Origin of the sequence: Cytobacillus sp. IB215665 (genome assembly GCF_033963835.1) — a bacterium.
GTDB lineage: Bacteria > Bacillota > Bacilli > Bacillales > SM2101 > Nanhaiella.
The window spans coordinates 87,109-100,575 of sequence record NZ_JAXBME010000010.1; the positions used below are offsets into that span (position 1 = coordinate 87,109).

The 13,467-nt window shown below is 34.0% G+C and carries 12 protein-coding genes; 9 read left to right on the plus strand and 3 right to left on the minus strand.

Features of this window, described 5'->3' with window-relative positions; all coding sequences use genetic code 11:
• Positions 1–38 precede the first annotated feature (38 nt).
• Positions 39–710 (plus strand): hypothetical protein, encoded by a 672-nt coding sequence (locus SLH52_RS13140; RefSeq protein WP_320209733.1) that lies wholly within the window; start codon positions 39–41, stop codon positions 708–710.
• A 150-nt stretch (positions 711–860) separates the two neighbouring features.
• On the opposite strand, the gene SLH52_RS13145 is transcribed toward SLH52_RS13140, so the two are convergent.
• Entirely contained in the window at positions 861–2,129 is a 1,269-nt protein-coding gene (locus tag SLH52_RS13145; protein ID WP_320209734.1) for an S-layer homology domain-containing protein, read from the minus strand.
• A gap of 20 nt (positions 2,130–2,149) precedes the next feature.
• Positions 2,150–2,737 (minus strand): TetR/AcrR family transcriptional regulator, encoded by a 588-nt coding sequence (locus SLH52_RS13150; protein ID WP_320209735.1) that lies wholly within the window; start codon positions 2,735–2,737, stop codon positions 2,150–2,152.
• Between the two features lie 391 nt (positions 2,738–3,128).
• Here SLH52_RS13150 and SLH52_RS13155 point away from each other — a divergent pair, with 391 nt between their 5' ends.
• The 8 genes from SLH52_RS13155 to bioC all read left to right on the plus strand — a co-directional run bounded on the left by SLH52_RS13155 (position 3,129) and on the right by bioC (position 12,310).
• Positions 3,129–4,094, plus strand: a complete 966-nt coding sequence (locus SLH52_RS13155; RefSeq protein ID WP_320209736.1) for a nitronate monooxygenase — start codon at positions 3,129–3,131, stop codon at positions 4,092–4,094.
• A gap of 816 nt (positions 4,095–4,910) precedes the next feature.
• On the plus strand, positions 4,911–5,321 hold the full coding sequence (locus SLH52_RS13160) for a thiol-disulfide oxidoreductase DCC family protein (RefSeq protein ID WP_320209737.1): 411 nt from the start codon (positions 4,911–4,913) through the stop codon (positions 5,319–5,321).
• An 882-nt stretch (positions 5,322–6,203) separates the two neighbouring features.
• Positions 6,204–7,553 carry an adenosylmethionine--8-amino-7-oxononanoate transaminase gene (bioA, locus tag SLH52_RS13165; RefSeq protein WP_320209738.1) on the plus strand — a complete coding sequence of 450 codons (1,350 nt, stop codon included), beginning with the start codon at positions 6,204–6,206 and terminating at the stop codon, positions 7,551–7,553.
• Between the two features lie 4 nt (positions 7,554–7,557).
• Complete coding sequence (gene bioD, locus SLH52_RS13170; protein ID WP_320209739.1) at positions 7,558–8,259, plus strand: dethiobiotin synthase; 702 nt, start codon at positions 7,558–7,560, stop codon at positions 8,257–8,259.
• A gap of 198 nt (positions 8,260–8,457) precedes the next feature.
• Positions 8,458–9,456: a biotin synthase BioB gene (bioB, locus tag SLH52_RS13175; protein ID WP_320209740.1), complete on the plus strand. Its 999-nt coding sequence runs from the start codon at positions 8,458–8,460 to the stop codon at positions 9,454–9,456.
• Between the two features lie 88 nt (positions 9,457–9,544).
• Positions 9,545–10,732 carry an 8-amino-7-oxononanoate synthase gene (gene bioF / locus SLH52_RS13180; RefSeq protein WP_413785530.1) on the plus strand — a complete coding sequence of 396 codons (1,188 nt, stop codon included), beginning with the start codon at positions 9,545–9,547 and terminating at the stop codon, positions 10,730–10,732.
• Position 10,733: 1 nt separating this feature from the next.
• Positions 10,734–11,471, plus strand: a complete 738-nt coding sequence (locus SLH52_RS13185; protein ID WP_320209741.1) for an alpha/beta hydrolase — start codon at positions 10,734–10,736, stop codon at positions 11,469–11,471.
• The gene (bioC, locus tag SLH52_RS13190) at positions 11,468–12,310 is read left to right on the plus strand and encodes a malonyl-ACP O-methyltransferase BioC (protein ID WP_320209742.1); all 843 of its coding nucleotides are present in this window, start codon (positions 11,468–11,470) and stop codon (positions 12,308–12,310) included. Before SLH52_RS13185 ends, bioC begins: the two co-directional genes overlap by 4 nt.
• An 82-nt stretch (positions 12,311–12,392) precedes the next feature.
• Here the strand turns inward: bioC and SLH52_RS13195 are convergent, their stop codons facing one another.
• Positions 12,393–12,650, minus strand: a complete 258-nt coding sequence (locus SLH52_RS13195; protein ID WP_320209743.1) for a DUF3006 domain-containing protein — start codon at positions 12,648–12,650, stop codon at positions 12,393–12,395.
• Between the last annotated feature and the right edge of the window lie 817 nt (positions 12,651–13,467).

Consider the following 13,467-nt stretch of genomic DNA (forward strand, 5'->3'; position numbering starts at 1 on the left):
TATCTGTTGATACATCTTGTTAGGGAGGTGACTGACGGTTGATTCCTCGTAACATATTTTTAATATTACTATTTTTATCTATAATGGCTGTATCTTCATGTTCAAAGGAAACAACAACTGAGGAAAATGTCGACTACGTCGCATATGTTTCAAAAAAGGAAGATTCATCTCATCAGAAAACCTTTAGAGAATTAAACATAGGGTGGCTACTTGATTTTAGTCTTGAACTTCCATATGCAGATCAGAGCTGGGTTAATATTTGGGTTGAAGGATATGAAGATGGAGAACAGCTAAAAGCTTCTCCGCTAATACAGTTATCCTATGGAAGAGCTCCAAGTAAAACTTCAACAGGCTCAATAGGGTTTGGTACGATTGATTCTGCAGATCACGAATTGTTCTTTTTATATGGTCCCGGAGTTTATCAAATTCCACAAGTCCTAGATGTAAATGAGTCATATTTTTCTACAGGTGCAATACAATTCGATTATGCTTTTTTAGACGAAACGATTCAATTACAATCAGGAGAAACAAGGGTATTAGCAATCTTCCGACATAATGATGAAGCAGTTTTACGCACGTATGACTACTATACTCAGGCTGGAATTAACGAAATGATCGAAGAAGAAACTTTTGTCATGTTATTGAAAATAAAAGTAGAAAAAGGGATAGATAAGGAAGGGGCTGTGTACGATTGGGCTTCTAAAAAATAAAGCATCTAATGAAAAATTATCTTTTTCATTAGATGCTTGTTCTGTGCAAGCAGTTGCTTCCAGGGGATTGTTGCTACAACTACAATTCATTCACATAATTATGATCGAAATGTTGTTTTGACGTATACAAGTTCATGTTTAATCACATTCTTACTTAAATCTTTCGTCAAGAATTCTAGCGAAAAACACTGAAAACTGTGCTCTATTGACTACACTTTCTGGTTTAAATGTGCCATCACTATATAAGTTAGTAACTTGATTAGCAGCTAATGTATTGATATAGGGGTAATTTGGTTCTTCCTTATCAACATCAACAATGTCCCCGTTATAAGTACCTTGTAAATGATAGGCATTTACTAGAGCAAAGGCCATGTCACTACGTTTCAGTGGATCGAAAGCATTGAATGTTTCTCCTTTAGGGAAGATTCCTTCATCAACTACTGCTGCGATTTCTTTATAATAAATATGATCAGTTGTTATATCTTCAAATCCTGGATTAGGCCTGTTATCCAGGTCAAGATTCAGAGCTCTTACGAACATAAGTGAAGCCTGTCCACGTCTAACCTCATCATCAGGACCAAAGTTACCATTTTGATAACCTTTAATAATATCAAAATCTGATAAAAATTGAACTTCCTTTACTGCCCAATGATTTAAAGCTACATCTTTAAAATCACTAGTTGTTACCTCAAGGTCATAATATCCTTCTGGAGAAGAACCCCACACATCAATAACATATGTTCCTTCACTTAATTCAGCTTCAAAAAAGCCTCCTTCAGGTGTAGCTAGAGTATAATTGATAACATTAATTTCTTCATCTAGTAACTTAAACGTTAAAGAATCATACAAGGTTGCATTAGCGTAAGTTCCTTTTATACCAACTCGTTTCTTTTGAGTGAGTTGAAATGTGAAGTAGTCATTCTCATTTGCATAATGAAAACCTTGATAGGTTGTATTTAATGCAATAGGTGTTGCACTTGCTATTTCGTTTGTCCCTAAAGAGTTTTTGAAATATTTGTCTATCTCGAAATTAATTTGTAAAGTAAATGATTCGGCATTTACAGCTGGATCTTGTTTTGTAGAAACTGCTAAATAATATGATCCCTTTGGTAATCCTAAAATCCACGTTGAGGATGCAGGGTTTGATAGTATTTCTTCTTTATTTTTATCTAGGATGGTATATGTATCTATTATTTCTGTCTCAGTTAGTAGCTCCAGTATGAATTTTCCATGTCGTTCAATTGAAAATGAATAATAGTATACTGAACCATCTAATTCATGAATAGTTTCAATTTCACTATTTAAAGTAATGTCTTCTGCATTTTCAACTCTATTATTACTTTGAGCATGAACACTATCGTTCCAAATCAAAGTTGAAATCAACATGAAAAAGAAAGCCATTAGTACCGATTTGTTCATTGTCCGCCTCCTTCATATTTTTATTTACTTCTATAACCGTTTAATAGCAATGAAGACATCATTTCTGCAATTTCTTCTTTTGAAAGGTGACCGTTAGCATCGTACCATTGATAAGCCCAATTACATGATCCGAAAATCGTTTGCACTGCGATAGACGGTGGAATATCTACGAAATCACCTGATGCTACAGCCTTTTTATATAGTTCAGTAGCATGTTTATAATACAAACGGATATGCTGTAATGAGTTATTAATTAAATCATTTGATAAATTCTTTTTTTCATCAAAAAACAAGCCAATGTCCATTTTGTTTTCCAAGATTAATAAAATATGCTGTTTCACGAGCAAATGAAATTTTTCATGATCCTTGATATCTTCTCTTGCTAAAGTGATTTTTGCAAAATCAGTAATTTTCCAAGTAACTTTATCAATAATTGAAAAAATAATTTCATCTTTACTTTTAAAATAATGATAAATTGCTGGTCGAGTCACATTGAGAGCATCAGCTACTTCTTTTAAACTAGTTGTTTTATATCCATTTCTAAAGAATAATTCTTTTGCTACATCTATAATTTTTTCAGGAGTTACGTCTTTTGATCCTCTTTTCAAATTTCTCATCCTTCTTTATAATTTCTCTTCTACGGTGTTTACGTGAAGAACTGTAAAATTAATAACTTTAAAAGGGTAATTAACGAAGTAGGCTAGATTATACACAACCCATTTACACAAATTCTATTGAAAAATACTTTTATTCCTATTGTACATGAGATTAATAAAAATAGGACAGAAAATTTCATGGAATTTGTCCGATTTAGCACAATTTCGACCTAATTACCATTCGAATATCTCAATGATCTAGTATTAATTGTAGCTAGTAAAAATTTTGTATGATTCTTCAATATGAAGCACCAATAATTGCACAATAATAATTATTATGTTAATCTTCTGAATAATAACAATATTTACTTACAAGTAAGTAAATGATTAAGGAGTGATTGAAATGAAATTACCTAACGAAATTAGCTCACAACTAACACTACCTGTAATTGGTGCACCAATGTTTTTAGTTTCTGGACCTGAGCTAGTTTTAGCACAGTGTAAAGCAGGAATAATTGGATCATTTCCAGCACCTAATGCTCGTACAATTGACATATTAGAGAAATGGATGGCTACCATTACAAAAGAGTTAAGTGACTATAAGACTGCAAATCCTAATAAAAAAGTTGCGCCTTGGGCAGCGAATTTAGTTGTCCATTCGACATACGAACGGTTGCATCAAGAATTACAATTAATTAAAACATATAAACCACAAATAGTTATTACGGCGCTTGGTAATCCAGCTGCAGTAATTGAAGTTGTACATTCATATGGAGGTAAAGTTTTTGCGGATGTTAATTCTATAAAACATGCTAAGAAAGCAGCTTCTCTTAATGTAGATGGACTTGTACTTGTAAGCTCTGGTGCTGGAGGACATACTGGGGCAATTTCTGGATTCGCTTTTGTTCAAGCGGTTCGTGAATTTTTTGATGGTATTTTAGTACTAGCAGGATCAATCTCAAATGGACGGGCAATTTTAGCATCACAGGCTCTTGGGGCTGACCTCGCTTATATGGGGACAAGGTTTATTTCTGCTAGCGAAAGCATGGCGACAGAAGATTATAAGGACATGTTAGTCTCCTCTTCGTGTGAGGATATAATTTGTACTGATGCTTTTACAGGTATCCCTGCAAATATGCTTACACCTAGCATTAAATTAGCAGGTCTCGATCCGGAAAAACTAACAGCAAAAGCAAGTGTTGACTTTAATAACCCACAATCTGATAAAAAAGCATGGAAGGATATTTGGTCGTCAGGTCATGGTGTAGGGTCAATTAAAGCTGTTGAATCAGTAGATACAATTGTAAACAATATGTACAAAGAATATGTCGATGCCCAAAACACCATTTCTGAATTAAGTAAAAGATAGCCAAAGAAACTATTACGAAGATGATTTTCAGTACAGAAGATTATTGACAAGTATATAAATGAAAAGGGGTATCCTAGTCGTTCATAATCGACATAAGGAATACCCTTTTTTACGTTTTATGAGTATATATATTATAGGTGTTATTAATTACGTATATAAATCGAATGATAATACATTATGTTTAAGCATTATCGAAGTAAAATAACAATGATAATTACAACAACAATAGTAACGATCAAGCTTACCGTATTCTTCGTCACAATTTTCCCTCCAAATTTTAATAAATCTTCCACAAGCATCAGTCTAAGTTGTAGAAGTAGTATTTAGTGTATGGACATATATTACATTTAATGTATAAAGTATGTATTGTAGACATTAATCCTTTTTTGCGATAGTAGTTATTTTAAGGTGGTTTTCGTATTGATTGTTGAATACGTTCTAACATCAGCACGTAAACAACTAGCGTTCGTGATATCAGGTCTTCTCTTACAATTATGGAGCTCTATTAAAACTTATCATAATGCCTATTTTGAAAATACCAACAAAGTTTACGAAAAGTACTTAATAAAAGGTTGAACAATTTCATGTGAAAAAACGCCACTATGAGCTAGTTCTATTATTGTGTATATCTTCATACGAAATACATAACAACCATAGTGAAAACAATCTGTTTCAGGAATTGACTGAAAAAGATCAATACTCTTGGCATTAGTATTAAATTTTATGTGCTAACTAGAACTTACCATTTGATAATGGTACCGTTATTTAATCTAAAGTCGAATAAGTTCAACATAATAAACAACAAGGTGGAGATGAATGATGAATAAAGACAACACCACTCCGATTATTGTTTTTGATGGGGTTTGCAATTTATGTAACGGAGCTGTCCAGTTTTTATTAAAGAGAGATAAGAGAGATGCATTGCGTTTTACAGCTATGCAGTCAGAAGCTGCAAAGGAATTGTTAGTCACATATCAAATTCCAACGAATGTTGATAGCTTCGTTTTTATAGATGGGAATAAATATTATATAAAGTCAACCGCAGCACTTCAAGTGTCTAAATATTTGTCAGGTTTATGGAAGGTGTTCTATCTGTGTATGATCATACCTGTCCCAATTCGTGATTATATATACGATTGGGTAGCAAAAAACCGCTTTAAATGGTTTGGGCGTAGAACAGAATGTATGTTACCTACGCCAGAAATCAAAAAGAAATTCCTAAATTAATTTGATGAACAAATAAAAAGACCTCCCCAGAAAAAAATGATGAAAAATTAAGGAAGGTCTTAAAATGAAAGGAGATGTTATATTATATGCCAAGCATTTTTATTAGTATGTATCTCTGTCCTAGGGTGTTTATATCAATTTCATGCAATATGTATCATAATTAATGAAACGGTTTGAATATTTTTTAGCTCGATTCAATACATACTTTTATCTAAATGGAGATAAATTATTATATTACTTTCAAGAATTCCACGTCTAAAATTTGGTGTACGCTTTGAGGTGATTTTTTATATCTTTCACAAAGTCGTAATGAAAAAGAAAATGTCTTAGAAAATCAGTTACGACCATTTCATCATTCAACCACAATGGGAGGTGTAATTCTACTTTTCCTACTTGTAGCTATGTATAACTCGTTAAACTACATTTCTCATTCTAAAAATGGTCATTTTTGGATCATCATTATGTCTTTTATCCCTTTGTCCTTCATTAATATAGATGAAGCCATGCAGATGACTACGATACTAACATTAATATCCATCCTCTTGCAATTCTCTTCGTTTTGCTACTAACAACAATACTTTTTTGAGCAATAATTGTTTTAATCTCCATAAGAAATTAATTCAACTTTGAATTGCGTCATACCAAAAATGTTCTACTATATCACAAATATTAACATTAGCCACAAAGCAATAGAATGTCAGCTGGTTAATGTTTACTTAGATTCTTAGGTTGTTCAGTTGAAATAATCTTAGGCTATAAATGTACGTTGCCTACATAATATTGTAAGTAATCTTGACAGATTAATAGCGACATGGTTAGATTAAAATAGCTATATGTTAACTAATTTTTAATTTTGGTTAACAAAAGGGGTGGGTATTGTTAATGAATGATCATGAGCAATTAATTGAAAAAAGTAAAAAGCATTTGTGGCTACCTTTTACACAAATGAAAGACTATGAAAGGGATCCTCTCATTATTGAAAGTGGAGAGGGGGTTACATTAAAAGATACTGAAGGAAAGGTCTATTATGATGGCTTTTCTTCTGTATGGTTAAACGTTCATGGACATAGAAAAAAAGAGCTAGATGATGCGGTTCGTTCGCAGCTTGACAAAATAGCACATTCAACCTTACTAGGAATGACAAATGTACCAGCAACGGAGCTTGCTGAACAGCTCGTTAACCTAACACCTACTGGACTTGATAGAGTATTTTATTCAGATAGTGGTGCAACATCAGTTGAAATTGCGCTAAAAATGGCTTTCCAATATTGGAGAAACATTGGTAAAACATCAAAGCAAAAGTTTATTACAATGAACAACGGATATCATGGTGATACTGTTGGTGCTGTAAGTGTTGGCGACATAGATATATTTCATAAAGTGTATAAACCATTAATGTTTGACAGCTATAAAACACCGTATCCATACATATATCGACACCCATCTGGTAATGCTGATGTTTGTCGTGACGAATGCTTAAACAAATTGCAATTACTACTTGAAGAGCGTCATAACGAGATTGCTGCCTTAATATTAGAACCAATGATGCAAGGTGCCGGAGGCATGATTAACATGCCAAAGGGTTTCTTATCAGGAGTCGAAAGGCTTTGTAAATCATATGATGTACTCCTCATTACTGATGAAGTTGCCACTGGCTTCGGTAGAACTGGGGAGATGTTTGCTTGTAATCATGAAGGGGTCGTACCAGATATTATGACAGCTGGTAAAGGGCTGACAGGGGGATATCTTCCAATTGCAATTACGATGACGAGCGAGAAAATTTATGAGGCTTTCTATGATGATTATACGAAAATGAAAGCATTCTTTCATGGTCATTCTTATACAGGAAATCAATTAGGATGTGCTGTAGCTTTAGCTAACCTTAAGTTATTTGAGCATGAAAATATAGTTGGCAATGTTAAAAAGAAGTCAGCAGATGTCCATCAAATATTTGAAGAATTTCATGAGTTAAAACATGTTGGAGATATTAGGCAAGTGGGCTTGATGACAGGAATAGAACTTGTAAAAGACAAACAAACAAAAGAGCCGTTTCAGTGGGAAAAGCGTATTGGCTACAACGTAACATTGAAAATGAGGGAACTAGGAATGCTTACGAGACCACTAGGAGATGTTATCGTGTTTATGCCACCATTGGCGAGTACTAATGACGATCTTCAAGCGATGATGTCAATTATGAAAGAAGCAATTTATACAATAACTGAGGGGTCTTAATATAATGAGTAGCGGTATTTTTGTAACGGGAACAGATACAGAAATAGGAAAAACTTTCGTTACGGGGGCTTTAGCAGCTGTATTAAAAGATAGAGGTCATGACGTCGGTGTGTTTAAACCAATGCTTAGTGGAATGAGTCGTGAAGATCCACAAAGTGACGCAGCATGTTTAAAGCAGATGTCACTTGATGGCAATTCATTAGAAGATATTAATCCATATCAATTCGAAGAACCACTTGCACCATATGTTGCTGCAAGGAGAGAAGGAAGACATGTATCGCTAGATGATGTAATTGCATCATGGCATCGCGTAAAAAAAACACATAGTACTTTTTTAATAGAAGGTGCTGGTGGTTTGGCAGTTCCTCTTGGCAAAAACTATCTAGTGTCTGATGTTGCAAAAGAGATTGGTCTGCCATTATTAATCGTCGCACGACCAAACCTAGGTACTGTTAACCATACGTTACTAACAATTGAATTTGCCAAAAGATCTGGGCTTCATGTTTTAGGTGTAATTATAAATGGTTTGAAAGAAGACGAATACGGGCTTGCTGAAGAAACGAACCCAGCTTTAATTGAAGAGTTTACTGATGTTCCTGTACTAGGAGTTATGCCTTGGATGGAGAGGGCCACTCGAGAACAAGTCGTGGACATGGTAAATGAAAAAATAAAGATTACTAGTTTATTAAAGGCAATAAATTCGTAATTAGTTCAAAATAATAAAACCGTAAGTAAATTCATTCGATTGTCCGTTTGTAGAAAAAGTTATATATCTTTTCTCATTTTAAATAAAGTCAATTGCATAAATTTAATTTCCTAAATTAGTCTTAATAGCAATACATGTAAAAAAGCCTATAACAATATTAATTACGATAAAAGATAAGGGTAAATAGGAGGACATTATATGGAAAATCTAATTCATGTTTCACAGTGGGATAAGTTAGCAGAAAAATCGTTAGCAGGGGAGTTAATTACAAGAGATGAGGCACTAAGTGTACTGTCAGCTCCAGATGAAGAACTATTACCTATTTTACAGTCAGCATACAAAGTTAGAAAGCACTTTTACGGTAATAAAGTGAAGTTAAATATGATTATTAATGCTAAAAGTGGGTTATGCCCAGAAGATTGTGGTTATTGCTCTCAATCTATTGTTTCTAATGCACCAGTCGAAAAATATACACTTCTTGATAAGGATACGCTTTTAAGTGGAGCTCGTGAAGCTATGGCAAGGAAAGCAGGAACATATTGTATCGTCGCAAGCGGACGTGGTGCAACAGATAAAGAAGTAGAACAAGTAGTTGCTGCGGTAAAGGAAATTAAGGAAGATATGCCATTAAAGATATGTGCCTGCTTAGGTATTGTTTCTAATGATAAAGTGGACCAATTAAAGGAAGCAGGAGTAGATCGATACAACCATAATTTGAATACTAGTGCTGGACATCATGAAAAAATAACAACGACTCATTCATATGATGATCGAGTTGAGACCGTGGAAAATGTCAAAAGAGCCGGCATTTCGCCATGTTCTGGTTGTATTATTGGTATGGGAGAATCACATGATGATTTATATGACATAGCTGTTGAGCTTCGTAATATTGATGCTGATTCAATACCAGTAAATTTCTTAAATGCTATTGAAGGAACGCCGCTAGAAAAAATGGATGAACTAAATCCACGCTTTTGCTTAAAAGTTCTTGCCTTGTTCCGTTTGATAAATCCGTCAAAAGAAATAAGAATGTCAGGTGGAAGAGAAATTAATTTACGTTCTCTTCAAGTAATGGGATTGTATGCAGCGAATTCAATCTTTGTAGGTGATTATCTAACGACAGAAGGGCAGTCAGCAACAATTGATCATCAAATGATCGAAGACCTAGGCTTTGAAATTGAGGAAGGTTCCCTTTAGTAGTCATATAAAATACTAGAAAAAAGAGGCGAGCTCAGACGTTCAGAGTTAGCCTCTTTACGTATATGGTGTAGGAGGTAGAATAACGATCGAACACGTAAGTAGATGGGAAAAAGACATTACAGATGAATTATTAGCATTAGAAAACCAATCCGCGAGAAGGTCTCTCGTATTGACAGAAAATGCTGATCAAACATGGTTAACGATAGAAGGGCAAAGAATGTTAAACCTTGCCTCAAATAACTATCTAGGGTTGGCAGGAGACGAACGTTTAAAACATGCTATGATTGAAGCTATTCAACACTATGGTGTAGGATCTACATCGTCACGATTAATTGTTGGAAGTCACCCCCTTTACGATAAGGCCGAAAAAGAACTCATAAAATGGAAACACGCAGAAGCGGGAATAATTGTTAATAGTGGATATGTAGCAAATGTCGGGGTTATTTCAGCCTTAACCGGTCGAGATGATGTAGTGTTTAGTGATAAATTAAACCATGCCAGTATAGTCGATGGAATTGTTTTAAGTCGAGCAAAGCATAGACGTTATCGACATAAAAACTTAAATCACTTAGAAGCTTTATTACAGAGGGAACCAATAGAGAAAAGAAAATTAATAGTTACAGATACGGTGTTTAGTATGGATGGAGATATTGCAGACCTCAAAGGACTTGTCGAATTAAAAGAACGCTATAATGCATTGTTAATGGTTGATGAAGCGCATGCAACAGGTGTTTATGGGGAAAATGGCACAGGTTATGCAGAAATGGAGCACCTGCAAAGTAAGGTGGATATCCAAATGGGTACTTTTAGCAAGGCACTAGGTTCATATGGTGCATATGTTGTTGGTGAAAAGTGGTTAATTGACTATTTAATTAACCGAATGCGTAGTTTGATTTATACAACTGCATTACCACCTGCTGTCCTAGGCTCGATAATTAAGTCAATTGAAATTGTTCAACAAGCAGGTAAGGAGCGACAGTCGTTACATGACCTAACTTATTATTTTCGTAGCGAATTATTACGAAATGGATTTAATATATGTAGTAGTGAAACACAGATTGTACCGATACTTGTAGGAGAAAATGACCGGTCAATACAATTTGCTAAGTTACTTCAACAAGAAGGTATTGCTGCAATCCCGGTTCGACCCCCTACAGTTCCTGAGAAGGAGTCGAGAGTCCGTTTTACAATTACTTCAGCTCAAGCACGAGAAGATATTAATTGGGCTTTGGATAGGATAATTTATGTTGGGAAAAGTCTAGGGGTGATTTAATATGTCGAAAAAACATATTGTTTTGTTACCAGGTTGGGGGATGGAAAAAGAAGTATTTTTTTCGTTGACTAATCATCTAGAGCCATTGTTTCATTTCAATTTTATTGACTGGCAAGATATCATCTCTGGAGCAAGCCTGGAAGAAAGAGTGGACTCTTTAAAAAATGATAAAACTAAAGAGGTTTATCTTCTTGGATGGTCAATGGGTTCAATAGCTGCAATAAATATTGCTACTAAACATAAAAATATTGATGGTTTAATTTTAGTAGGAGGAACGAGTCGTTTTACGATTATGGACAATTATCTCTTGGGATGGAATCCACGAATTGTAGAACGTATGAAGAAGCAACTGAGAAGAGATAAAGGCAGAACATTACAGACGTTTTATCACTCAATGTTTTCTGTTCATGAGCATGAAATGGGAGATTATGATAAATTTTTACGATTGTGTACAGCGGGTGGTCTTGATAACGACTTAAATTCTCTCATAAAAGGTTTAGATTACCTCATTGAGCAAGATGTTCGGGGAGAATTAGCAAGCATTGATGTCCCGAGTTTATTAATTCATGGGGTGGAAGATAATATATGCCCAGTCGAAGCTTCCGAGTATATTCACACAAAGTTAGCAAACTCAACTCTACACATTCTTCATCATTCTGGCCATATGCCATTTTTTACCAATATAGAAACATGTGCACATTTAATTAAGGAATTTATAGAAGAAAGGGAAAGACGATGATTGATAAGAAGCTATTAAAAAAGCGCTTTAGTCAACGAGCAGAAACCTATGATAATTACGCAATCGTACAGAAAAAGATGGCGCAAAAATTAATTAATAAGCTTTCATCATTTACACATGGGGATAGTTTAAATATTTTAGAAATTGGTTGCGGAACTGGCTATTTAACAAATTTAATATTTACCAATTTTCCTCATGCACAAATTACAGCTGTAGACCTAGCTCCAGGAATGATTGACATAGCGAGAAAGCGATTGAATGGCAAGGACGTCACATTTCTATGCGAAGATATCGAAGACATAGAGCTTCAAGAAGGTTACGATATAATTATTTCGAATGCAACCTTCCAATGGTTAAATAATTTGCCACTTGTGCTAACAAAGCTAAGAAAAGCATTAAATAAAGGAGGAGTAATCACATTTTCCACCTTTGGAAATCTTACTTTCAGAGAGCTTCATTCAAGTTACGAGAACGCAAAACAGAAATTGAATCTTCGAATGGAAACTGCACCAGGGCAATCATTTTTCTCGATGGTAGAGCTATCAAACGTGAGTAAGGGAGCATTTAGTACTAAACATAAGATACCTAGTGAAAATTTTCAGGTCGAACAAGACATTCAAATAGAATACTTTCAGACAGTACATGAATTTTTTACTGCAATAAAGAAAATAGGAGCTAATAATAGTAATGTAGGAAAATCTTGTCAGAAACCATCGTTTTTTAAAGAAGTAATTAAACAATATGATAATAATTATCGAGATGAGCATGGAGTAAGAGCTACGTATCAATGTTTATTTGTAACATATAAAAAATCTGAAGGCAATTTGGAGATAGTTTAAAAAATAAGAAAAATATATTGGGTTTTTCCATGTATTTCTTGAAGCTAGCATGAAATTCTTTACGATGCTAGCTTGCTTTTATTCAACCTCTTAACTTCTGTAGTAATGCTTCTACACTCTTTCTTGCATTTTCTGTCTCTTCGAGAAATAATTTAATTTGCACATGATCTTGGTTATCAAGAGATAATTCCAACAAGCTTCCTTCCACTGCATCAACAGGTAACATCGTACACGGTAAATTTATTTCTTTAGAAGTATCTTCCCTATACAATAGGACAGCGATCGCACCTTCGATTCGATCAATCGTATAATTTCCACAAGGTTTGTCATTAAAAAGCATACATAACATCTCCATTCGTTAAGAGTAAAATAATGAGTCTCTTTTCGTATACTTTGTTACTAATTATTTAAATACGTTGGATAAGGGCTATAATTTTGTTTAGCTATTCGAAATACAAACTTTATGAGAAAATAACAAAAGAAATGGATTTATAACATATTTATTTGATGCTTTATCAAAGACAAGTTAATAACGCAAAAATTCCACAAAAAAAACAAAGCTTTATACAATTGCCACCGTTTTACATAACAAAAGATGCAACGAAACTAGAGTCGTATCCGTGTTAATTTCTTAATACGTAACACAACAATCAATGGGTCAGCATTTTCAAAAGATTAAATATCCGTTGATTGCTTCAAAATCCCCACGGAAAGATTGTCGACATGATCTACGTTACTTGTGACCAAGTTCACTAGATTCTTTTGTTCGCATACTTATTTCATATATAGAACAAGAATGATGTTCGTTCTATATTTGTTAAGTTAAACTTAATTCTTTAAATTTGTACTTATTTCTTCAAACTCTGATATTTCATCATAATTCTCTGTACTTTAATTGTAATACGACGTAAAGTCATTACAAGCTTGTATTTCGTTACAGAGAAGCTTATTTCACTGAAATAATATTTATTCACAATGCGTTGAAGGAATACAATCATTCATCCAGCATAAATAAAGAGATCTCATTCACATGAAGGTATCCTTGGATTTACTTTATTTTGTAATTTTCTTAAAATTTATCATTCTAACGGTTGAGAGTCAACACTACAATTTCCTCATTTTATGAATAAATAGCAAAGATTGCTCATAAATCCTTA

What these genes read in the sequence shown, in the direction of transcription:
- SLH52_RS13155 (WP_320209736.1), top strand. Translation starts at nt 3,129, where the DNA reads ATGAAATTACCTAACGAAATTAGCTCACAACTAACACTACCTGTAATT.
- SLH52_RS13145 (WP_320209734.1), bottom strand. Translation starts at nt 2,129, where the DNA reads ATGAACAAATCGGTACTAATGGCTTTCTTTTTCATGTTGATTTCAACT.
- SLH52_RS13185 (WP_320209741.1), top strand. Translation starts at nt 10,734, where the DNA reads ATGTCGAAAAAACATATTGTTTTGTTACCAGGTTGGGGGATGGAAAAA.
- bioD (WP_320209739.1), top strand. Translation starts at nt 7,558, where the DNA reads ATGAGTAGCGGTATTTTTGTAACGGGAACAGATACAGAAATAGGAAAA.
- SLH52_RS13195 (WP_320209743.1), bottom strand. Translation starts at nt 12,650, where the DNA reads ATGCTTTTTAATGACAAACCTTGTGGAAATTATACGATTGATCGAATC.
- bioA (WP_320209738.1), top strand. Translation starts at nt 6,204, where the DNA reads ATGAATGATCATGAGCAATTAATTGAAAAAAGTAAAAAGCATTTGTGG.
- bioB (WP_320209740.1), top strand. Translation starts at nt 8,458, where the DNA reads ATGGAAAATCTAATTCATGTTTCACAGTGGGATAAGTTAGCAGAAAAA.
- SLH52_RS13160 (WP_320209737.1), top strand. Translation starts at nt 4,911, where the DNA reads ATGATGAATAAAGACAACACCACTCCGATTATTGTTTTTGATGGGGTT.
- bioC (WP_320209742.1), top strand. Translation starts at nt 11,468, where the DNA reads ATGATTGATAAGAAGCTATTAAAAAAGCGCTTTAGTCAACGAGCAGAA.